This is a genomic window from Pseudoalteromonas rubra (assembly GCF_000967655.1).
Lineage (GTDB): Bacteria > Pseudomonadota > Gammaproteobacteria > Enterobacterales > Alteromonadaceae > Pseudoalteromonas > Pseudoalteromonas rubra_A.
This window is the reverse complement of the sequence record NZ_JXYA01000004.1, coordinates 51,312-74,743: the sequence shown is the minus strand read 5'-3', so window position 1 is coordinate 74,743 and position 23,432 is coordinate 51,312. Positions and strand designations below refer to the sequence as shown.

General features: G+C 46.0%; 17 protein-coding genes. 6 read left to right on the top strand and 11 right to left on the bottom strand.

What is annotated here, in order from left to right; genetic code table 11:
• Positions 1–27: 27 nt before the first annotated feature.
• Positions 28–546 carry a hypothetical protein gene (locus TW77_RS02390; protein ID WP_046003381.1) on the top strand — a complete coding sequence of 173 codons (519 nt, stop codon included), beginning with the start codon at positions 28–30 and terminating at the stop codon, positions 544–546.
• 61 nt (positions 547–607) lie between these two features.
• On the opposite strand, the gene TW77_RS02385 is transcribed toward TW77_RS02390, so the two are convergent.
• The 3 genes from TW77_RS02385 to TW77_RS02375 form a co-directional block, all read right to left on the bottom strand.
• Positions 608–3,577 carry a DEAD/DEAH box helicase family protein gene (locus tag TW77_RS02385; protein ID WP_046003445.1) on the bottom strand — a complete coding sequence of 990 codons (2,970 nt, stop codon included), beginning with the start codon at positions 3,575–3,577 and terminating at the stop codon, positions 608–610.
• Entirely contained in the window at positions 3,570–4,169 is a 600-nt protein-coding gene (locus TW77_RS02380) for a class I SAM-dependent methyltransferase (RefSeq protein WP_046003380.1), read from the bottom strand. Before TW77_RS02380 ends, TW77_RS02385 begins: the two co-directional genes overlap by 8 nt.
• Positions 4,170–4,831: 662 nt before the next feature.
• Entirely contained in the window at positions 4,832–6,034 is a 1,203-nt protein-coding gene (locus TW77_RS02375) for a J domain-containing protein (protein ID WP_046003379.1), read from the bottom strand.
• Between the two features lie 883 nt (positions 6,035–6,917).
• Between TW77_RS02375 and TW77_RS25040 the strand changes: the two genes are divergently transcribed.
• Together TW77_RS25040 and TW77_RS25035 are read left to right on the top strand one after the other, a co-directional pair.
• A complete protein-coding gene (locus TW77_RS25040; protein ID WP_156158582.1) occupies positions 6,918–7,088 on the top strand; it encodes a hypothetical protein in 171 nt (56 codons plus the stop codon).
• 428 nt (positions 7,089–7,516) lie between these two features.
• Positions 7,517–7,684, top strand: coding sequence for a hypothetical protein (locus TW77_RS25035; RefSeq protein WP_156158581.1), 168 nt, complete (start codon positions 7,517–7,519; stop codon positions 7,682–7,684).
• 71 nt (positions 7,685–7,755) lie between these two features.
• Here the strand turns inward: TW77_RS25035 and TW77_RS02370 are convergent, their stop codons facing one another.
• A complete protein-coding gene (locus TW77_RS02370; RefSeq protein ID WP_046003378.1) occupies positions 7,756–11,721 on the bottom strand; it encodes a hybrid sensor histidine kinase/response regulator transcription factor in 3,966 nt (1,321 codons plus the stop codon).
• A gap of 333 nt (positions 11,722–12,054) precedes the next feature.
• On the opposite strand from TW77_RS02370, the gene TW77_RS02365 reads away from it, so the two are divergent.
• Entirely contained in the window at positions 12,055–12,768 is a 714-nt protein-coding gene (locus TW77_RS02365; RefSeq protein WP_046003377.1) for a response regulator transcription factor, read from the top strand.
• A gap of 58 nt (positions 12,769–12,826) precedes the next feature.
• On the opposite strand, the gene TW77_RS02360 is transcribed toward TW77_RS02365, so the two are convergent.
• Positions 12,827–14,227 carry a hypothetical protein gene (locus tag TW77_RS02360; protein WP_046003376.1) on the bottom strand — a complete coding sequence of 467 codons (1,401 nt, stop codon included), beginning with the start codon at positions 14,225–14,227 and terminating at the stop codon, positions 12,827–12,829.
• A 213-nt stretch (positions 14,228–14,440) separates the two neighbouring features.
• Between TW77_RS02360 and TW77_RS02355 the strand changes: the two genes are divergently transcribed.
• Together TW77_RS02355 and TW77_RS02350 are read left to right on the top strand one after the other, a co-directional pair.
• Complete coding sequence (locus tag TW77_RS02355) at positions 14,441–15,388, top strand: hypothetical protein (protein ID WP_046003375.1); 948 nt, start codon at positions 14,441–14,443, stop codon at positions 15,386–15,388.
• Positions 15,389–15,984: 596 nt separating this feature from the next.
• Complete coding sequence (locus TW77_RS02350) at positions 15,985–16,164, top strand: hypothetical protein (protein WP_046003374.1); 180 nt, start codon at positions 15,985–15,987, stop codon at positions 16,162–16,164.
• A 498-nt stretch (positions 16,165–16,662) separates the two neighbouring features.
• On the opposite strand, the gene TW77_RS02345 is transcribed toward TW77_RS02350, so the two are convergent.
• The 6 genes from TW77_RS02345 to TW77_RS02320 all read right to left on the bottom strand — a co-directional run bounded on the left by TW77_RS02345 (position 16,663) and on the right by TW77_RS02320 (position 23,355).
• Entirely contained in the window at positions 16,663–17,820 is a 1,158-nt protein-coding gene (locus TW77_RS02345) for a prohibitin family protein (RefSeq protein WP_046003373.1), read from the bottom strand.
• Positions 17,817–19,478: a cyclic peptide export ABC transporter gene (locus TW77_RS02340; protein ID WP_046003372.1), complete on the bottom strand. Its 1,662-nt coding sequence runs from the start codon at positions 19,476–19,478 to the stop codon at positions 17,817–17,819. The genes TW77_RS02345 and TW77_RS02340 overlap by 4 nt, the downstream gene beginning before the upstream one ends.
• Before the next feature lie 183 nt (positions 19,479–19,661).
• Positions 19,662–19,844, bottom strand: a complete 183-nt coding sequence (locus tag TW77_RS02335; RefSeq protein WP_046003371.1) for a hypothetical protein — start codon at positions 19,842–19,844, stop codon at positions 19,662–19,664.
• Positions 19,845–19,941: 97 nt separating this feature from the next.
• On the bottom strand, positions 19,942–20,502 hold the full coding sequence (locus TW77_RS02330) for a YcjF family protein (RefSeq protein WP_046003370.1): 561 nt from the start codon (positions 20,500–20,502) through the stop codon (positions 19,942–19,944).
• Between the two features lie 458 nt (positions 20,503–20,960).
• Positions 20,961–22,328: a serine hydrolase domain-containing protein gene (locus TW77_RS02325; protein WP_046003369.1), complete on the bottom strand. Its 1,368-nt coding sequence runs from the start codon at positions 22,326–22,328 to the stop codon at positions 20,961–20,963.
• A gap of 73 nt (positions 22,329–22,401) precedes the next feature.
• Positions 22,402–23,355, bottom strand: a complete 954-nt coding sequence (locus TW77_RS02320) for a TauD/TfdA family dioxygenase (protein WP_046003368.1) — start codon at positions 23,353–23,355, stop codon at positions 22,402–22,404.
• Positions 23,356–23,432 lie beyond the last annotated feature (77 nt).

Here is a 23,432-nt window from a genome sequence, read left to right as displayed (position 1 = left end):
AAATCAATACAATAACAAAAAAAACAAATGATGAACACAAATTTGACTTTTCTAGCTAGAGTACTGATTTTTATATTTATTATGGTTTATACCATTATTCCGCTTTTGGGCCTGTTTGATATCTGGTTTAATAGCTTCTATTCAACTAATGATTATATCCAGCATTTAATTCCAGTATTCGAGAATGGAAAAGCAATCAGATCCTTATTTTCATGTATTTGGGGTGCAGCTCTTGGTGGCGCAGTTTTGGCAATTATTTCTTTCCATAACCATATAGCTGTAACTAAGGAGTTTGACAGCTCACATACTTGGGGATTTTTACTGTCACCTTTACTAACAATGTCTATTGGTGTAATAACCTTTCTGCTCTTAAACGGAGGTTTTATATTTCTTACCGGCAATGCAACTGCCAGCTCTGAAAGTCAGCCTTATGGCTATACCCTCATAGGTTTTATAATGGGTTATAACTGGGACGTGACAATAAAATACATAGAAAAGCTATCCAAAAAAATTGCAACTGAAAAGAAGAGCCAAAACAACAACTAGTCGCCTCTCTTTTAATTGAAACCCAATAACCGTGATAATTGAAGGACAATTTAGACCTTTTTCACTTCAACCGCGCAAACGTTACTAAACTCTCGTCCGCGATAATGGTTTCGTAATCCGGATTACGGGCGACCAGCAGGTATCTGGCTTCGCCCTGTTCGTTATATTCTTTTTGCACGTCGCGCAGTAAAAACTGGGCGTCGCCCGATTCATCAAATCGTTCAATAGCAATAGTAGTGCCCGTGAGTGAACCGGCATTGTCGCTGCTGATGCGCTCCAGCAGCAGTAAATCACCATCCAGAATGGGGTTTTTACCACCGTTCATTGAGTTGCCGCTGGCGTGGGCCAAAAAGTGTTTATCCGGGTCTACCCTGCCAGCACGGTCAGGTGCCGGGCGCCATGTCATGTGGCTGTCGTCACCCGTTTTAAAGTGACCGCAGGCAATTTTCAGATTAGGGAAATACGGCAGCTGAACCACATTGGTGCTGTCGGGTTCGCTTTGCTGCGCTGGTATGTCTGGCTCTTTTTTATCAGAGGCTTTTTCCGGCTCTGGGATTGCTGCTTGCGGCTCTGAAATACGCTTGTTTTCAATGCGCTGGGTGTATTCAGCTAACCTGAGTTCAATAAGCTCTGCAACACAGTCGGCCAGCTTGTCGAAATCCTGTTCCGGCAGCTGGCCAGCGTGCACGTTCGCAACCAGCCGCGCAGCTTGCAGATCTTCGCCGTTTTTTTCGACCTTGAACCAGGTTGTGCCTTGTTTGGCTTTTTTTAGCCCGGTAAAGGCTTCTATCGGGTTGCCCAGCCAGTAGCTGAACCACGCTTGGCTGTTTGGCTCCAGTGTTCGTTTGGATTCTGGCAGGTCATGTGCTTTAAGGTGCGGGTAGCGCGCTAAAATTGCAGCACTGACTTTGGCCAGTTCGCTCAGGGTTGGCGCAGCTCTGAAGCCGTCGAGTTGTATAAACGCTTGCAGCAAAATGACCTTAAAGCATTTGGTCATACTGGTTTGCTGTACAGCATTAAACAGAAAATCTGCGTATGGTGCTAACCAGTCTGCGTTAATTTCGTCACCGATATCGGCCAGCATCGCAAACCAGCTACCATGTTGTTTATTGACTTTTTTCAGGTCGCCGTAGTGGCGATAGAACTCGCTTGCACTTGGGTTATGCCCAAGCAGCTGTGCCAGATGCTCATAATCTTCCAGTGCTGTGGTGCGTTGTATTTTGGCCAGCTGCTGCCAGAAATCGGTGATCTCTAGGTCAAAGTTGATGAAGCACCCTTCGGGCAATTTGGGAGCTTTCAGCGCTTGTGTCACGCCCTTTGCGCCTTGCGCGTTAAGCAACGCCGCCGGCTTATTTAAAAAGCTATGATGGTTGCCGATAAAATCCAGCACGGTGAGGTGGGTTTTGCCTTCACAAGTGCGTAATCCCCGGCCAAGCTGCTGTAAAAATAGAATCTTGGAATCGCTGGGCCGCAGCATCAGTACGGTATCAATGCTGGGTAGGTCGGTGCCTTCGTTAAATAAGTCCACTGAGAATAAAATCTCAATCTGCCCTTGCTCAAGCTGTTCGAGCACATCATTACGGCGTACCAGGGAGTCACTGTGTATGGCCAGCGCCTTAACACCAGCATGATTAAAGTAATCGGCCATGTGCTCGGCATGACGTTTAGAAATGCAAAAGGCCAGCGTGCGTTGTTGCTTGCGCGCTTGCCACTCTTTTAATGCATGTGCCGCTCGCTTGCTGGTCGCAAACTGGTTTTCCAATGCGTCCGGGTCAAACCGGCCATTGCGCCAGGGAATTGCGCTGTAGTCAACGTCCTGATCCCAAATACCATAATACTGAAATGGCACCAGTGTGCCGTTATCTATTCCCTGAGTGAGGTTGCGTTCAAACACCAGGTTGTTATCGCACAGTCCGAGTATATCGGCCCGATCAGTACGCTCCGGTGTGGCGGTTAAACCCAGCAAGAACTGAGGGGTAAAGTGGTTGAGTAATGCGCGGTAAACCCGGGCACTGGCGTGGTGAAATTCATCTACCACAATATAGTCAAAATGCTCCGGTGCAAAGCGCTGCAAATGACGCGCTTGCCCTAACGTCTGGACTGAGGCAAAAAGGCAATCGGCGTCCGAGTCTTTCTTTTTGCCCGTGTATAGTCCGGTTTTGCATTGTAATAATCGCGCAAAGGTGCGCTGGGCCTGAGTCAGGATCTCCTCGCGGTGGGCTACAAACAAAATACGCTTTGCACGCATTTGTTGCGCATCAAATACCGAAAGCCAGGTTTTGCCCATACCGGTTGCGAGCACTACCAGGCCCCGTTTAAAGCCCTGGCGGCGCGTTTTTGCCAGCGCGTCCAGCGCCAGCTGTTGGTCAGCACGCGGTGTGACGGGCTCTGTATCGCTGTCGTCTTCCGCTTCACCAGCGACAATAAACTGCGGCGCTTTTCGTCTTTGTATATAGGTATCAATCCAGCTATGACTGAGTGTTTTAACGTTGTTATGAGAAAACAGCTCGGCAAATGCCCGGCGAATATGATTAAATTCGCAGGCGCCCTTGCTACCCGGCGGATGAGTATAGTCATGGCGAAAACACCACTCCAGCCCTGTAGTCAGTGCACTTTTACTAATATTGTTTGAGCCAATAAAGGCACAACCTGCTGCAATTTCAGCGCTGTTTGTCTGGGTTTTGACAAAAATGTACGACTTCATATGAAAGCTTTGATGTTTGTCACTTTCATAAATGCGAATATCAGCGCCACGCTCAACCAGTGTCATTAGTTCGCGTAATGCCACCGGGCTGGTGATGTCGAGATAATCAGAAGTAAGCAGTTTGAGCTGCGCGCCACTGCGCAGAGCCTCCAATAACGGGTCAAACAACAGCGCCAGCCCACTAGGCTGGATAAAAGAGACTGTGATTTCAATTTCGTCGGCATGGTTAATGGCATGCACCAGTTTTGGCAATAAGGGATCGGTGCCGCCCGCCGTCAGTTGACGCGCGCTGTTTTGCAATAAGGTGCTCTGACTAAAACTATTCACCACCTACCCTTTCCAACAAAGCATTAAGCCAGCGTTCGTGTTCACGGCCGGGGCGTTGGTCGCCGGTCTGCCAGGTTTTGCAGGCTTTAAGGCCGGTGTTTTGGGCAAGTAAGGTGTTCAGGCTTTGCTCGGTGAGGTCGGTGAATGCGCGGCCGTCCGCGGTGCGTTCGCCCTCGCCGTATTTGAATGAGATATAAATGATGCCGTTTGGTTTGAGTGCGTTTTGCAGGCGCTGGAATACGTCTGGCAGCTGTACCTTTGGCACGTGTAGCAGACTGGCGCAGCACCAGATGGCATCAAAGGTGTTGGTTGCTCTGAGTTCATCAAAGCTGAAGCAGCCGACGGGTTGTTCCAGGTGGAAGCTGGCGATGTTGGCAAGCTCTGCGCAGGCGTCGAAGGCATCGACCCGGTAGCCGAGGTTTTTAAATGCCAATGCGTCGCGGCCAGAGCCGCAGCCGGCATCGAGGATTTTGCCGCCTTTGGGTATGGCGGGTAAAAACTCGTCATACAGTGGCTGCATGTTCACTGCAAAAGTCGCCTCGGCAAAGCTGACGGCATTGCGGCTGTAGTATTCTAATGTGGAGTCTGACATCACTCACCCGTTTACTCTGTGGTGCAGCTGGTAAGGAGGTGATGCATGGGACAGGTTTGGTGCCAGAGTGATCTATGGCTCCTTTTCTGCTGATCGGCGGTTACAACTTCCTTTGCGCGACACTTTAAAACTATTCTTGTTGTGTGCCTGCCCTTTTTTGGCGATTATCAGTTAAACCGTAATCAAGTGAACCATCATTTGGTGCAGACGCATGAATAATTTACAACACTTTTTTCTGGTTGAGTAGCTTTTTATCCGCAGTGATTAGCGATTTTAAAACAATTGCTCAACTTTTGATTACAAATTGGATTGTGGGCCCGAAATGCTTGGAGATTGGGGGTTTGAACGAGTCTTTGGTTAACTTTTTATCATAACTCAGTGCGCTTTTTTGTGGCTATTACAGTAGATTACACTGGAAAGAAGACGGTGCAGGGTTTTGAGCGGTACGGGTAATTCAGGCTTTGGGTGTTTTCGGTAGGTGGTTCCCGGCTCGGAGGCCGGGATTACAAGGGGATCGAAAGCCGGGATAACGGAGTTTGAAGCAAGATCTCAGCCCTAAATTGGAACACGGGCAACTTATTGGCCAGGATGACGAGGCTAGAGCCTTGCCCGGCTCTGATATACACGCCTGAGCTGGGGTTGTGCTTGATCACACGGTGTTCCTATTTGACCAAAAAGTCTGGCAGCACGTCGAGGTGCAAAAACGGGTTGAACTCTGGTTGCTTCAGGTGCCCTTTTAGCTCCGCTTTCATGGCTTTCACGGTTGTGCAGTTTGCCAGTAAGGTTTCTATGGCCATGCATTCTTGCTCCAGCGCGGCTTTGTGATTGAGCATCTTGTCTCGAATACGCTTTTTACTGGTGTCTTTAAACTGCCGCCACACCAGTGTCTCAATGTCGTGGTTGTCTTGTAAAAAACGATATTCGCTGTTTAACTCTCTAACCTTTTGTTCCAGCAAAGGGATGAGGTTATCTTTGGTGGTTTGGTCAAATTCAGGGTCGTCGTCAAAATGCGCCAAATAGAGCTGCAAAATGGTAAAGCCGTCTTTTGCTCTGCGCGCCTCAGAAAGCTCGTGCATCAGGTTATGTTTTTGCGCTTTTCGCGCCGGATCGGGCTCTTTGTCTGGATGTAATTTTGCGGCCAGGCGCTTATACATTTTATTGAGCTGACTGCCTTTGAAGAGTCTGTCGAGTCTGTTTTGTTCAACCTTTGCGAAATCCCGATACTGCGCATCGTCATCGGGTTCAAACTGATTGTAAAATCCGTTGGCAAACGGGTCATCATCAAAGGCTTCCTCGTTTGCTGTTTGCTCCCCTTCGTAGCGTGCTGCCTGCATGGCTTCAATGTGTTCGAACAGGACGGCGGGGTCGGCAATACAGGCTTTTAGCTGCTCATCACTGAGTGTGAGCCACTCACCAAATTCGTGTTGTAGTTCTGCTCGCAGCGCATTGATTTGCGGCTCAGACACGCTTTCGGCCAGTTGTCCCTGACGAGTTTTTAATTGCTCAAAAATATACTGAGATAACTCGGCTACCCGAGATTGGTCTGCAAATGGATTAACCTCCAGATAATCCATATCTTCCGAGATCCACTTCATCAGTGCATCGCGCTCTGAACTGGTAAAAGATTTACGCGTAACAAAAGAGGACAGATGCATTATCTGCTGACAAAGAAAGTCAATCTGCCGTTGCTCATGGGGTAAAACCAGCTCGCAAAATTGCTGATAATTTGCTGCTACTTTGTTTTTGTAGTTTTGATTGCGCTTTTTATGCTTTTCTATCCGCTGCCACAAAATCTGAAGTGGATCGCTTGGTTGGTCGCTTCCTTGTTTGCTGTTTGGCAGGCTGAGTGCCTTTAGATTGTTCATATCATTTCCCTGTAAAAACATAACTTCGCATAGTTTGATACGGCCAGACGCGGTTTAAGCGCTAACCTATCACAACTCAGCTTAGCTGATAAGCATCGATTGTACAGAGGATGGATAGCGGCTAATACGAACAGGCAACTGGATAAAATAGCGGCGTAAAAGCTTGTTTTATAGAGAATGATTTATGTTCGTTGGGAAATAGTCGAACTGTTTACAATAAGTGGTGAGCAGGCGCTATTGCAGGTTACAAGAGCAATAAAAAAGGCACATCCAATGTGCCTTAATACAAGTACTCTCAATTACAGTCACGTCACTCTGGCCACCTTTAGCAGGCTACCCTGACCAGAGATTGTACCTGTTTACTCTATTTACTCTTTTAATCAAGCGCAGACAGATTATCAAACCATTGCCTTAAGGCGAATAGAAACGCGAAATGATCCTACCCGGAATAATACAGCTACGCTGAGCAAGTCCACGCAGGAGGGGCCCGTTGGCAACAGTTCTAAGAACAGTTGAGAGTAATAACCCTGCTATCAGGACTTTTGTTACTTTTGTCTTCATTGTTATTCCTTTTTTATTATGATGTGTACCTAAACAGCACAAATTCACGGCCATTAAACAAGAGTAAAGACGTAATAACCAGACAACAACAAATCATTAAATAGCAACAAAAGAGCAAAACTTGCCGTTTATATAGCAACATCTGCCTCTCAATAAAGTTAGATAGATTTATGAACAAAGCAGTCACAACATACTAGAAAAACTCTATATTGCAGCCTCACCAAGTGGGGAAATAAGCAAATACTATTTTGGTAAAACAGCACTTTACAAACGCCTGTTTAAATGCAAAAGTATTGTTAATTAATAAAAAAGGAAGACCACTATGAAACTGACTGTGAAAGCAAAAAAGCTAAAATCTTTGTCATCTAAGGAAGCACTGCAATCTAAGTTAACACCCCTTGTTCAGGGCGGACTCCTCGCCACTCCACAAAATGGTGATAAACCCTTTGACACGCAATCTGACTTAGGCACCTGCTCCCCGGATTATTATTAAAAGCTTTCATTTGGCACATCGGGTATTTTAATACTTGCCTGATATGCCAAACCTAGTAAGTATTCGCCTTGCTTCATATCTGCATGCTTTCTTCTGACGCCACTCACGATGGCTCCCCTGACTCAGTAACTTACCTGATATATTACATTTGAAAAAACAAACTCGACTATAAAATAGCTACCAAAATAAGTGGATAAAAAAGCTTAGCCTCGTGATTCTCTGCATTCGTCGAAACTAACAATGGCCTGCAATCTGTTTCAGATAGTCAACTACCACTCATTTCACCTTGTTCTTTAACACTATTTTCACTTAAGAACACTCCCTAGATGGGGGTAGGAACAAGTACTTATTTTGGCAACATCGCCGTTTACAAGCATCTGATTAAGTGTAAAAGTAATCCCCGGTGACATAACAAAACGGAGACCATTATGAAACTTACGCTAAAAACAAAAAAGATGAAGAAACTGTCTGGTAATCAAGCAATGCAGGCACAATTGACACCGCTCGTGCAGGGAGGAGCAGACGCATTCCAACCAAATGGTAATCCACCTGCAACAGGGTCAAATATTACAACATGTCGGGATGATTGGTGGTAAACAAAGAAGCATGTTGGTCTATATAATTGATTAAATAAAAAAAGGCACAATTTGTGCCTTTTTACGTTGATTTACTCTTGCCGCTCAGGTTCTTTCTCATACTGCTTAGTATAATGCTGCGGAGACATATTAAATTCAGTTTTAAAGCAACTACTGAAATAAGCAGGAGATGAAAACCCGACCTGGTAAGCAACCTCAGCGACTAAAGCGCCCGATTGTAACTGCGTACGTGCTTGCTCTAAACGATATTGCCTGAGCAGAGCATTTGGCGATAGCCCTGTCAGATTTCGGGTTTTGCGTTGCAGCTGTCGCACGCTCAAAAACACATGGCTGGCCATGCTCTCAGTATCAAAATTAGGGTCCTGATAATTTTGTGCAATGACTTGTTGAATTTTATCAATAAAGGGAAGTCGCTTTGTATCGCTGAGTGTACTTGCCTGAAGCGGGCTGCGTAGGATCTGATCTGCAAATAACCGCGCTAGTTTCTTACGCCCTTTAATCAAGTTTTCCATCCTATGCCTGAGCACATCAAGATCACAGGGTTTACCCATGTAATCATCAGCTTCAGCCTCAAACCCCAGGATCCGACTATCGTCATCCTCTTTTGCTGTAAGTAATATCACGGGAATATGGCTGGTTGTATCATCCCGCTTGATCTCTCGCAGCATCTCCAGCCCGGACATTTTTGGCATCATCACATCACTGATAATAAGATCGGGCAGGTCGGATTTTGCTTGCGACAGGCCTTGCTCTCCATCACAGGCGACTGTGCAATCAAACCACGCAGATAATGACTCCTTAAGCATCATTCTTAGCTGCGAGTTATCTTCTACAATCAACACGCGGGCATCAGACTCAGGTTGGTCAGCAAGCTGAAGCTGAGCCTTTGCTTCTGTTCGTACTCCGCTGCCCGTATCTTGCGCCGATGCTTCACTGTAAATAGGGATAGTCAGGGTAAACTGACACCCTTCTCCGGATTCGCTGCTCAGTACTATCTCTCCTCCACAGTCGCTTATAAGCTGATGAACCACAGACAGACCAATGCCCTGTCCGCCTATTTCACCGTGCTCTCCGCGCACATATCGTTTAAACACATCTGTCTGTAAGGATTTACAAATACCGGGCCCAGAATTTGTAAACACGAGTTGCAGGAACCCGCCACGCTGATGCGCTTCCACATTAATCTCGCCTTTTACAGGGGTATATTTTACAGCGTTAGATAGTAAGTTTGTCACTACCTGCTCAAAGTCTGCTTCGTTCAGCAACACTTCCTGTGAATCCAGAGTATGTATTACTTCATAACGGATCTGTTTTTCGCTGGCCAGCAACTCAAATGCATGAGCCTGCTTTAGCAACACCTCTTTGGCAGTAAAGTGATGATTTTCAAAAGGGGCAACATCATCTTTTCTGGCATAGCGGATCAGGTTGTCGATGAGTTTTTCCAGCCTCAAAGCCTGTGAATAAGCCGCGTGCCATTTGCTGTTACCGTCATTACTTACCTGCTTCAACATACTTTTAATTGGCAGCATGATCACCGCCAGTGGCGTTCTCAGTTCATGGGATACATTACCAAAGAACACGTTTTTACTTTCCATTAAACTGGCAATTTGGGCACGCTTTTGCTCTATCTCTTTGGTGCGGGACAATACCTGCTTTTCCAGATGCGCGTTACGTCGCCTCAGTTGGTGTGTTCTGGCAAAAAGCAGCAAACCAATCAAGATAACCATACCCAGAGCATAGAGTGTGAAAGCCCAGCCAGTTAAATACCAGGGCGTTGCAATTTCAAACTCAAAGCGTGACTCAGTCCAGTCACTCGAAATTGCCCGGCCTCTAATCACAAACTTGTATCTACCTGGTGGCAAGTTAGTGTATGTAGCACTGCGCTGCGTTTGCTCTGCCTCCGTCCAGTTAGTATCAAACCCCAGCAGACGATACTGATAATAGACATCAACATCCCGATCCCGTTTTATATTAACGAATTCAAACTTAAAGTTTCTCTGGGTGCTATTAAACCACCTGCCCGGCACAATAGTATTTTCTGCATGCAGCGCATCCTGGTACACGGCATAGCGCTCGCCCTGAACATTGATTCTGCTTATATGTACTCCATAAGGTGCCAAAGCTTGGGTGTTTGATAATGCGGCTATCCCATTTATACCGCCCAGATATAAGGTTCCAGCTTCGGACTCAGATGCGCTGTCATATGTTTTTGCTCCAATACTCAGGCGCTTAAATGGAGTTGAGTACAGCACTTGCAGGGTATCTGACGAGACTTTGTACAGATTAGTCATATCGGCCAGCCAGATGTGCTCTGCACGATCCCGATAAACAAATCTAAATACCACGTTTGGATATACACCGTTTAGATCAAGCTGCTGTGAGCGCTTTGCCCGCAAGTCATGGAGTAATAATCCATAAGAGGTTGCTGCCCATAGTCGCCCTTTAGGGTCAATATCAGCATCATAAACAACAAGTTTCTTACTGCTTTTCGGTATCTGTAAGTTAACCTTAGTCGGTGCGCCCTGGCCCAATATGTATATCTCAAAACCACAGGCCAGGACTTCGTCATTACTGCCTTTTTTCAGATTTTTAAAATGGCCAGGTAAAAAGGACACCCGCTGCTCAGTTTGTGGGTCATATTCTACGATCCCCTGAAAGGTCAACAACCATAAGTGGCCATTTTCTGATTGCTCTATATCCCTTATGTCAAAATCGATGCCTGTATTAACGGGTGGTACATTGACCCTAGTTGCAGAGGATGCGCCCTTTTCAAGTCGGTATAAAGCTGATGATGCACCAAACCACAATGTCCCGCTCTGCCCTGCATAAACAGTGTAGACATCTAGTTCCGGATGAGCTGTATCCAGATATACAGATTCTGGTTCTGCACGGTCTTTATACTGCACATACACACGGCTTAGGCTTACAAACCACAGATTATCGTCTTCATCAAACTGTAAACCATCAATATTTGGCCTCTGAGTTATGACAGAAACTGCGTTGGCTGAGTCACTGGTATATTTAAGATCTACTTCAAATATAGAGCGGTTGGTTGCGAGCCAGACCGTCCCCTGATCGTCAAACACATTGCTTATTAGGAATATTTGTTGTACCTGTGCATCAGCGTAATAGCTGCTAACTCGGCTCACTCTGTCTTTAGAGTCTAATACTATAAGCTCAGAGGCAGTTCCCAGGTAAACCGATTGTCTCCCTGAATGCACAGAAGTAACTGCATGATGGTCAATATCACTTAAATGGATCAGTGAAGGCTGCCCGGAATCAGACTGCTCGAGCCTGAAAAAGCCTTGTTCAGACACAGCATATAAGGTGTCATCAGGTCCAGTAGTGACGATTCGAGTATCGGCAAGTGCACTGTTTTGCCAAAATTTGATAAAAGTTCCGGAGGATTTTTCAAACCAAAATACTTCGCCAAGTTTAGAGATAAACAAAGGGGCATCTTTATATAAGGTGACACTAAAACGAAGGTTATGTTTGATCCCTGAACTGTGGAGATCATATAACTGATAGGTATCTTCATCAGCAGAAAAATGGACTAACTGACCGTCATCACCCACAAGCCAAAACATATTCTGGCTATCCTGATATAAAGCAGCCGGCCTGAAGGCGTCGTTATCCATAGTACGAACAGAGAGAAAACTGTCCTTAAACAGACTTTTTCCTTTGGGCGTTTGTTGACGCAAAGTGTCCAGGTAAGGCATGAAACTGTCCTGCTGGTCATTATGCAAATACAATCCATGGCCCGTCAGCAACCACCTTCGTCCCTGAGCATCTTCAACGACTTTTCTTGCTAGCGGGTGCGGATAAAATATGGACTGATACCCATCAAACCTTAATACACCAGACGTGCCACTGATCCACAAATAACCCTGACTGTCTTGTGAAACAGAGTTAATAATGGTGACCATATCAAGTTTGTCGATAGATTGATGGTGCAGCCTGAGCTGGGCTACCTCGCGCGCCTGTATAGGGCACTGAATGATAAAGAATATGATAATTGCCAAGATCCATTTTAGCATTTTTGCGCTTACGTCCTTACTGTAAAATGCGTCATTACTTTCTATAACCTTTATAAGGTACAGTCAACCTGTTTGTTAAATATTTGACAACAAAATGGCTTTATAAGGATGAGATTTTCAAATTGCACAATAATTAAGCGCCGCATTAACAGCTAACTCCATTGCAACCCACCCTCTACCTAATTGTTTTATATACTAATAATTATATATGTCGCTTTTTCAGTGTAAGGTGTCGCTTTTCTCGTAACTGATACAGCAAAAAATTACCTAGCTTAACGGTGCAGGATAAAAAACGAAGCCTGCGATAAAACCAAAGAGCACACAGGAGTTTATATGGATTACTCAGGTAACAAAATCAGCCACACAGATAACTTTGCACTGTATCCGGAAACTGCCATTACGACCGCATTAAGCCGTTTTTCAGAGCCACTGGGGATGGATAAGTTTCTCATTGTTGGGGTGAATGGCACGGAGCCGGTATTCAGGTACCTTTCTACCTGTTCTGAACAATTCCTTCGCGCTTACTTTACGGATGGGCATTGCTTTTCTGATGATCTGATCCACTACTGTCAGCAAACACTGGCCCCGCGATTCTGGGGCACTCGCGACTATCATGGGTCAACCCTTGCGCCAAAAGCTTTAGGCAATCTCTTAACACAGGAAAACATCAACGGTGGCATAGTCATCCCTGTTCATTATGGCGGCGCCATCGTGTTGGTTAACTTCTTTTCCAGTCAACCATATGAAGAAATCAAAATGGCTTATCAGCAAAACAGTATGATATTAAGTGATATCGCTTTGACTCTGGTACCCAGAATTATCAAAGAATGTCCGGACTATCTATTTCTGCGTCCGACATTAACACCCAAAAGCAGTGAATGTTTACTGTATATGGCAAAAGGCATGACTAACCCGGAAATTTCTGAATTAATGCAGGTATCCAAAGACAGAGTAAAAGAACTGGTTAGCCAGATCCTTGTTCAGTTGGGTGCAGCGAACAGAACAGAAGCGGTACTCAAAGCAAAACAAAGTTTACTTATCCCATAAAAAAGAGGCCAACCCAGGGTAGTTCCCCCTGCGGTTGGCCTCCCGGTTGACGCTCAATTTACCTGGGTGGATTCTTAATACTCGGCAGCGTTATTGAGCATGTGGTGCTTGCCGTTTTGCCACTATGACTGGTCACCTGCAAAGTCGCTTCCAGTCGATACCCGGAGAACCGCCAGTAATCTATTTGGACTGTTGGATTTTTCGTCCCATTTTGTGTTGTGCCATTGTTAAATTGCCAACGCCAATCTCTGATCTCATTATCGCCCCCAAAGTTCGATCCGGTTAATCTGATCGTAGCGCCATTGTCATCATGTCGGCTAACATAACCGTCACAGCTGGGGATTGGAGGCCTGGAGTTTGTGTAGTCGGCTATCATAGTTCGTACATCCGAACTCATCAGATGATTAAATGCAACATTGGTGGCCCAATCCCTTGAAGCAAATTCGGTATGAGAGGCGTGATACCAGTTTTGAGTATACCAATCCGCACCGGTGCCAGCATCGAACAGACTAAACCGGCTCGATTGTCCTTCAAAATACCAGGCACCATCATTGGCACTCGAATTGGTGCCCGGCGTTGCATCAGCTAATGACCGTATACCTTTTTTCGCATCATCCATCCACTCAGGCATAAATGCCTTGCCACCAACCTGATTGAGAACCCTCAAATTCTTTTTGTTAGGGAACAATGAATTGAAGTCAGCCCTGTATGACCAGTATTGCCATTCAGAGGTAGTTGGATTTTTTACCCGCTGAAAACGGTCTGTCACTAACTCTTGCTGCACATGGTTCCCGACGGGATCAAACAAATGTAATACCAAAGGGATATCTGGGAATTCACTTTTAAAACGCTGGGCCAGACGCGTGACTAGTGCTCCGCCGCGACTATGGCCAGCCAAATATATAGATTTAAGTCGGCTAGATTTAAACTTGGTCTTTAACCAGTCATAATACGCATTGACCACACGATGCTTATTATAAGCTTGCGACTCCCAATTAAACCTCGAGTCCCATGCCGAGGCGATAAATGAATTGGATGGTGAATATACACCGCTGTTTCTTACTAATTCCGGCAGTGCATTTGACGAAAAGCTAAATGTTTGAACATGATTATCTGTCCGACTAAATTGATTATCAAAATTCTGAGTATTACCTGTGATAAAGTTCTGGTAGCTACTACCATCTAACGAACGCTGGCCACTGGCGATGAAAACAAGGTGCTCGGTATCATTTGCTGAAGGTGTATTGTAGCGCATGATATAAGTTCTTTTTTGCACTTCGTGTTTTACACCATTATTTTCCCAATGTCTGTATTCGTGCTGTGTCTTACCCAGGCACGGTAGCAACACCGTAGGTGTGGTGCAATGACGCACTTTTTCTAATGGTATTGCTTGTGCTTTGGCTCCTAGAATGCCTAAACATATCAATGCAACGCTTTTTTTAAAATTGAGCTTTTTCATGGTTTTTCCTGCTTATCGTTTAAGTTCGAGTAAAATATAGAACCTAAGAAACGAGATTATAACCCCCTAAAAAGGGAGTGTTAAAAACCATATGGATAATGCAAAAAAAGCAAATCAATCAGAAACAAAACCACCTAATCGGGTAGTTATAAAAAACGAAAAATCCAGCCATCATAAAATCGAAATCAAAAACCTAAAACGGAGTAAATAAAAATGAAATTTAAAAAATCTATTTTGTGTGGCGCTATAATGGCAATGGGTATGCAGGCAAATGCAGCAGAGGTTGTTTATAGTAGCGTAGATGCATCGGGTTTAATCGAAATGCGAGTGTGGAAAGAAACCAAAGGAGGTAATCAGCATAACCGCGACGTTAAAATCAATATTCATGAAGACTGGGTGGTTGTAGGTGGTGGTGTAGACTTAGATATCAACACCGCAGCCTTAATCACAGCTTCCTACCCGGACGTAAATACGCAGCAATCCTGGATAGTATCAACCAAAGATCATGGTTATCCCTCGCGCCATGACCTAACCGCCTATGCTATTGGTATTAAGATTAAAGGGATCTCCCGCAGTGAAATTCGCGAGCACAATATCATCAAAACCTGGTGCGGTTCGGAGCAATCTCAAACAGCAAGCCAAAACCCGAACAGCTCAACCGATATTCCTGAAAGCGGTTATCTGATGATTGGTGGCGGTGCAAGGTCAAACTGGACGGATGTACGTGCCGGCCACCTGATGTACGCATCATTCCCCAATAGTTATGGTAAATGGGTTGCAGCAACGAAAGATCATGGATACTACGAAAGAGCTACGCTTACTACCTGCGTCGTCGGAATTCGGAAAGATTTAGCAAACGCTGCGCTTGGGCATAATCTGGGACATATCGAAACGTACCAACGCATTGGTGACTTCAATTACCACCCAAGCTCTCGGATTGAGTCCACAGTAAATATGCCTAATGGCTATGTTCTGACTGGTGTTGGTGCCGAAGTAAGCAGCAATAAAAGGTATCTTGCGAAACCAGATGTACTGCTATACAGCATGCATCCCCAACAGCATGGGAACTCTTCTAAGGTTGTGTCAAAAGCCAAAGATCATATGTATGGTGCGAGCGCTTATCTCAGAAGCTATGCCATTGGTATGAAGCTGGTTAAATAAAATGAATGGCTTGACCAATTTTTAAGGCGGCGAACGCCGGGTGAGCCATTTAGGGTGCAGGAGGATAAGCAAACTGAGTAACACAGTCACCTTTTGCACCACAACACCTGATAAAAGCGATTATTAAGTTAATAAAAAAGGCACATCCAATGTGCCTTAATACAAGTACTCTCAATTACAGTCACTCTGGCCACCTTTATCAGGCTACCCTGACCAGAGATTGTACCTGTTTACTCTATTTGCTCTTTCAATCAAGCGCAGACAGATTATCGAACCATTGCCTTAAGGCGAATAGAAACGCGAAATGATCCTACCCGGAATAATACAGCTACACTGAGCAAGTCCACGCAGGTGGGTGCCCGTTGGCAACAGTTAGATATGTAAGCAGATAGTGCTCCCTCAGACCGTCCCGAAATACTAACCAATAAATAAGAACAAAATATGGATGGGTGAAGGATATTTTGCTGGCTTCACTCAGTAAAAGCCCGACAAAAAAGACACCGAAAATACATAACCCATCAAAATATTTACAAATATTACATAATGTGTCATTACTATATATGGCATTCTGCCTAATAAATAACAAGGAAATAGAAATGAAACTAAGTTTAAATAAAAAGAAATTCAAAAACCTATCCAATAGTAAAGCTGTAGGTTTAGAACAAACTCCGCAAGTTGCCGGGGGTGTTGATGTTGCCTTTCCACCAACTAAAGTGAACAAGGGTTGTCCTTGGTTTACTTATATTCAGGTATATACGTGTAACAACCCAGTCTAAGAAGCACACCTGAAAGAGGCACACCCGGTGTGCCTTTATGAGTATTTTTCGTTTACTGCCCTTCTCTTTTTAATCAGATTCTCTTTTTGTTGTCACCTACGCTATTTCTGTGCTTGTCGCAGCCGGTAGCTAATCACCTGTGCAAGATTGGTGTAAAGCCCCTTTACGAGTGCGAAGGCCGCTGGTGCATCATATGTAAGCCAGTTTGGCGGCGCTGGTTGGTAAATACCGTATCAAGTAAGGGATGACGGACGTGATATTTAGATCAATATGTCTGATTGAATCTTGGCGCTGCTGTTTGGCAGAACCAATATCAAGTACGGGATGGCTGACGTGATGTTCAGGGCGTCATAATGTAAGCCGATTTGGCGGCGCTGGTAAGGAGCCCTTCTTGAATAAAGCATCTACTTACTTATTTCCTTACTTATAAGGCGGCCGTACAAAGCTGGCGGGTTTACAACAGGGCTTTGCCGTTATCAACCCGCCTGCCTCATTGCGTTATTTATGTAATGGCTCTCCCGACTTTGCCGAGGTCATATGGTGGCTACTCATGGGCTCACCGGGCTTGATCACACTGTTAGCGTAACCCGGCTGAGGTTTTGTTACCTCCTCTGCCTTTACTAACTTGGTCACTTCCTGGCTCAGGTTGGGCGCAGGCCCACTCAGGCTGCTTTCAGTGTTGAGTATTAAGGGGAGTCCGTCTTTACCGCTGCCAATCACTACCACCTTAGCGTTGTTAGATTTGGCCAGTTCAATGGTGGCCTCAATCCCCCGCCATCTCAGGTAGGTTTCGGATATGCCACCAGCCACGGTTTCCTGAAAATCGGCAATACCTTGTGCTTCGGTTTTTTTGCGCTGCGCTTCTTTTTTCGCAACTTCAAGGCGCATTGCATATTCCTCATTCAGATAGCTCTGGTTGACCTTAGAGATAATTGCCTCATGCACTTTATCCGGCACATCCACCCGTTTAATCAGCATATCGTCCAGGTTTACTAAAGCATGCCCATCTTTCATGTGTTTACTTTCTTCCAAAATCGATTCTTCTTGAATGTGTAATTCATCAAGCACATCTTTTAGTAACCGTTTTTGAATTGCCATACGTTGATGGCTGTACACTTCCTCTGCACGAAAGTCCGACACTATCATGCGCACCGCAGACGCCACTTCGGGCAACACCATTTCTTCGAGGTAGTTTGGCCCCACTAACTGATGTAAGTATGGGACATGCTCAATCACTGGCCGATACCTGACCGTCACATTAAGCGTGATCCTGAGCCCCTCTTTGGTAATGGCATCTATGCTTTCGTGTGCAGTCTGAAAACGGCCGTTATAAATAATCAGCTTATCCCAGGGCATCACCAATACCGTACCTTCGCTGAAATGCTGGTCCAGGTAAGTACCCCCACCAAAACGCTTCCACAGTACAGCCACCTCACCAGAGTCTACCCGGATAAAAATAAACGGCACCAACGCCACGATCAGGAACAAACAGATTAAGATGGTTAAACCAGCTCTAAACCGCCAAGATAATATGCGTTTACGCCAGGCAGGTTTGTAGCGCCTGAGTACCCGCATAACCAAGTTGGAGATTAGGATCAACAGGCAGGCGCCGGCCAGTCCAATGAGCATTAAATCAGGTGGGAGAATGATATTCATGACGGCACTCCATCTGTTTCTACTTCATGATGTTCCATTAGTTGTCCTTCTACCATCTTCAAATGCACGTCTGCCAAGTGGAAATAAGCATCGTCATGTGTAATTGCGATCACGGTGTTGCCACGGGCCTTGAGCCTGGGTAGTACCTGCTCATAGAATTTTCGTCTGAATATGGGGTCCTGATCAGCGGCCCACTCATCAAAAATATAAATTGGCCGGTTTTCCAGTATGGTACTCAGCAGTGCCAGGCGCTTCCTTTGGCCAGAGGAGAGGTCTATGGTACTGAATTCGCCATCAGTCACGCTGACCTTGGCGTTCATTTCTAAAAAGGCCAGCCATTCGTCGATTTCTTCCTGGGAAGTGGCCCTGATCCCATAGAGCTGTTTAAACAGATGAAAATCGGCGAACACCGAGGTAAAAATACTGCGGAAACTCTCACGGTCGGCATCATGAACCGGTCGCCCGTCAAGAAAGATCTGCCCGGCCTGAAGTTCATATAAGCCGGTTAACATGCGAATAAAGGTGGTTTTACCGCTGCCGTTTCCTCCGGTAATAAAGGTAATTTGCCCACGTTTAACCGTTAAATCGACCGGTCCAACAAAAAATGGTCGGTCGCCGGGTTTACGATTATGCTGATAATACGCCCCTTCCAGCCTGAGCTCTTCAAAGCTCTCAATGGGCTGTACTTCCGCCTTGCGCGGTGGCGAGGTTTCGGCTTGCTCGCGTTTTAAGTCGGCTTCCAGCGCCAGCACATTTTGCGCCGCCTCTGTGGCCGTTGTGAAGACCGGAATACCACCAACAATACTGGTGATCGGGCCGATTAAAAATAAAGACGCTGTGGTTACTTTAATGACTACCTCAGGGTAAACATCGGATAACACAGGCACAAAAAACACCATGGCACCGGTTGCGGCGAAGAAGGTGATCTGCGAAAGCACAAAGTCGGTTGCAAACAAGGTTTTGGTAACCGTTTGCGCGCGCCGCGCCTTGCCTGATGATAACGCAAACTCATGCTCCAGGTCGTCTGCTCTGGGGGCGCTCAGTTTTACTTCCTTAAAACCGTCGAGCAAGTCCGACAGGCGCTGAATTAGCTGGTTTTCACTCTGAAATGCCAGCGCCATATTGCGTTGAATTTCGTTGGCTCTCAGTCTGTGAATACTGCCGCCCAGCATGATCAGCAAACTCAAAACCACAAATGCCATAACTGAGTGATAGGCAATATAGAGTGAGGTAAAAAACACCAGGCTGATCGACTGCCCGATGATCACAAAGAGCTGAGCAGACTGCGAAATGGTTTGCAACTCTTTGCTGAGCGTATTAAATATGCGCTCTTTGCCGATTTTCTCCAGCGTCGATAGCTCGGTATGTCGCACCGACTCAAACAACTCAACACGCATATGGTCAATGGATTTTTCAACCATTCTTGCGGCTTTGGTCATCAACCGCTGTTGCGTTAGGCCGTAGATCAGCACTGTCAGGGTAAACAGCACCAGATAGTAAAATACATGGTTTTCTTTGTGGATATCAGAAATGTTTTCTGCCACGTTGTTGATAAGAGCAAGCACCAGTGCATTGGCAAGGCCAGAGATACAACCGAGTAATACAAAGGTCCTTTTTTTAATTTTAATGTTTCGACTTATTAAATCGTATAATACCATTTTTATTGTCTTTTCATTGTGTTACCAGTGGCCTGAAAGTCCGCCACTGGTGATAATACTGAGCGCTACGACGCAGTCAGAACTGCAATCCTTGTTATCTTATCTTGAGGATCTACTTCCTCTGGTTTTTAGCTTGCCTATTTTTCAGTCACAATCAAGCCGTGAATGCTGGCAATGCTGAACTTACTGTTGTTCCTCCACTTCTTTTGGCTCTGCAAGACGTGTTTTAGCCAGTAATAGCACCAGTAAACTCACCAATGGGGTAAAAACCAGGCCAATGAAAAAGAAACCCACAGGGCCTGCAAACGTGTTGCGGCCCCAGTAGCCAGAAAGTACACATAACACCAGATATAAAGTAACTAACATAATTTGCTCCTATAAACTGACAATCAGTTTGGTTTAACCTGTGAGCAAATAAACCAACAGGCGCGCTGCTGGTTTATTTGTGTTTTAGCCTCTCAACTTACGCTGTAGCTTGGGTGTCTTGAGTGCTGTTGCCTTTATCTTTTCGATACTTTGCTGCAATTTCAGAGATGTCTCCCTTAATACTTGCCAGATTCAGATCTAGCAAAGTACCGCCGTTTTCAAAGTGTCGGATAAACGTAGTACCTACCGCACTGGTAGACGCTGCGGATACTACTGGCATAAATGCGATTGCGCTAAGCGTGCCAATGATTGGTACTGACTTTAAGAAGCTACTAAGTCCTGCACCGCCCAAAGACTGTGGGAATGAGCCGCCAATCACCGCACTTACCGTACCGCGGATCTTATTGTCGCTATAAGACTGACCATATACTTTGGCAATCTCACTGATCATCTTGATTTGTACCCCAGTCAAGGCCACCAAGTCGATTGCAGGTACTGGGATAAGCCCCGTACCGAAAGACCATTTGGTGTACTTGTCGACAATAATGCGCGCTACCGCTTCGCGATTCTCAACCTCAACACTGACTGAATCCTGCTTTGCAGCAGCTTCAGCAGCCGCTGTGGCCTTGTCATCCTTCGCTGTTTTTGTCGCTGTCATGTTTTTTCCTCTATGATTGGAATGGTACCAACGTCGTTAAAAATTCAGTTGGCATAAACAGTTGTTAAACCCACCAAGTCAGGTAAAGCCTAGACCCTAACTTGCCCTTTTTCACTTTCCATGTCCTAAAACACAGCAAGTAAATGCGTTAAAAATGCAGTGAATTTGATACAGACGCCCTAGTTCACTGCAGCTCTTTTATGTTTTTGCATTGGGGCCTCACTTTGGCTGCATGGCAAACTTCGGCCCCGTCACTTAATTACCCATCTGTCGTTCTGGGCCCTACCTGTCATCCCGGCCCCCGAGCTCTCGTCATCCCGGCCTCCGAGCCTGGAACCTTCAAACCGACACTCGACCTCCCCCTGGGCATTTACTCACCGCCACACAGTGGTCTTTAAGTAGTTCCCGCATCCAGTGCGGGATGACAGCGGCGTGGGTTTAGTTAACCGCCCCCACGTTTAAGCTTCATCTAATACCGTCTGACAGGCTTCGGTGCGGTGTTTATCGCTGTAAAAGATGATGTTGCGAATTTCTTCGGCAATACAGTCCGACTCTGTGCCGGTTTTCACATAGTTGCTGAACACCATGACGTTTTGATCCCGCTCCAGCAGGCGGTTAAAGCTGGTGACCCATGAATACGGATAGCTGCCTGAATACTGTAGGAATTTCTCGTACTTTCTGAGGTTGGTTTCGCTTGGATCATCGGGGCAGTCCGCCACTTTGCCGTACTGGTTAGGGTCGATATAGGTGACAAACCAGCCGTAGCCATAGTATTCACACGACGAGGAGCTGCCGGTGTTGGAATAAGGCGCGAATGCCGCCAGCTTTTGTGCTTCATTCAGAATTTTGTTGGTATACAAACCCTGATCCCATTTGTGCATGTCTTGCACGGTGGAGTACATATCACCGGCCGAGTAAAGCACGAGCGGATTGCTGTAAGGGTTAACCAAAATGTCTTCATAAGGGGCTGGCCCGCCCGCAGCCGGTGGGCGACCATTGGCCAGTGGCAGATACTGATTGTCTTTGTAGATATAGCCTGTGGTCATATCTGAATAGATCCCAATGGCGCTGAACGAGCCACTGTCGCTCATATCCAGCGGGTCGAGGATCTGCTCTTTAACGATATTGCTGAACCAAAAACTGCGGTCTATGTCGCCTTGCGTGCCGGCCGCCAGCTGTTCAATGATGTTACCCACCAGATAGTAGTTGCAGTTACTGTATTCGTATTTGCTGCCCTGGCTGAACGACGGTTGCCCGCCTTGCTCTTCACAGGTACAAAAGCGATTGCCAAACCCTTCAGGACCATTCAGGTTCAAGGTTTCATCGTACAAATATGGGCGCCAGCCCCAGTTGTTGTAAACTTCTTCGTTATCGCTGTAATTTGGGATCCCCGACGACATGGCCAGCAGGTTGTGCAAGGTTACATCTGCACACTGGTTCTTTGGATACCAGGGTAGATAGTCACCCACGGTTTCAACCCTGAGATCTTTGCCTTCGAGCATTCGCATCAGGATAGCAGCGGCAAACGCTTTGGTATTTGAGCCAATCCGGTACTTAGACTTAACCGTGTTATCCGCCTTGTACTGAATGTTTTGCGGGCCACAGTGGTATTCATAAACCACTTTGTCTATTGAAGTAATATAAATAGTGCCGAAAAACACCATGGCATCGCAGTATTGCCTGACCGAGGTGTCTATCATTTCTATTTGTGATGCGGTGATAGTAGTGTCTTTCGCCGTACTTTTGTTTTGCAGGCACGATGCCAGAGCCAGGCTTATCAGGCACATCACCATGATATTCAGCCTTGATGGGTTTAACCATTTCATTGTATTGATTCCTCAAATTTGACCACTTTGTTTGTCAACCTCAGCACCACTAACAAACCCCGAATTGCACGCCTCAACGCGCCGCTTTTGCCATTCCCACCAGCACCTTACGGGTACCGGTATAAGCCTGACGGCCGTGGGTAAATAGCATGTTGTCCAGCAGCAAAATGTCGTTACGCTGCCAGGGGTAAGAAAACGTTAGTTCACGATAGACCTGGTTGATCACATCAATGTCTTCCTTGGCAATCTCGCCGCCATCGCCGTAATAGGCATTACGCGGTAAATAATCTGCGCCAATGCTGTCGGGCATGTCCGTGTCTACTGCGGAGCAATGGAATAGATGTGCCTGATTAAACCAGACCTTTTCACGCGTTTGCGGATGCTCCATGACCGCAGGCCTGAACTGTCGGGTCTGCAACCTGCCATCGTCGAACCATTCACACTGGATGTCGTTTTTCCAGCAATACGCTTCTACTTCGTCGCGGCTTTGGGTCTGAAACACCTCCTGCCAGGGCAAGTCTATGTCGCCGTAATTGCGCACATACATAATGCCGCGCTCTTCAAAGCGGGCTCTGAGCGCTTCGGGTAGTCGCTTGTAGACTTCACGGCTGTCGGCAAGGGGTGTATCACCGCCGGTGGTGGCCGGTAAAACGCAGAAAAAGCCCATTCGCATTGGCCAGCAATTGGAGTAGGCATTTTCGTTGTGTTGCAGGATCACCTGATCGGCGTGATATTCGGTGGTCGTATAAATGTTATTTCGCAGCGCGGTACGCGGTGAGGAGCGATAAATATACTGGCTTAACGGCTCGCCAAAGATCGTTTCCAGAATGGTACTGAACTGATTGGTGCTGACGATGTTGAGGCCGCGAAGCAGCGCAAAGCCATCGCGGTCAACCCAGGCATTAATTTCCTTCACGTTCGCCTTGACCCAGGCAAGACCACTTTGCTTTTGTCCTGAGAGATCATGGATCCGTTGATCTGTAGCGGCGGAGTTTAAATCCATGTCTGGTGATAGTAACTGATCCATTTTATTCCCATCCTTTAATTAAGGTATCAAGTAAAATTTACATCGCAATTTTGACATTAATTGTTTATTTTTTACGC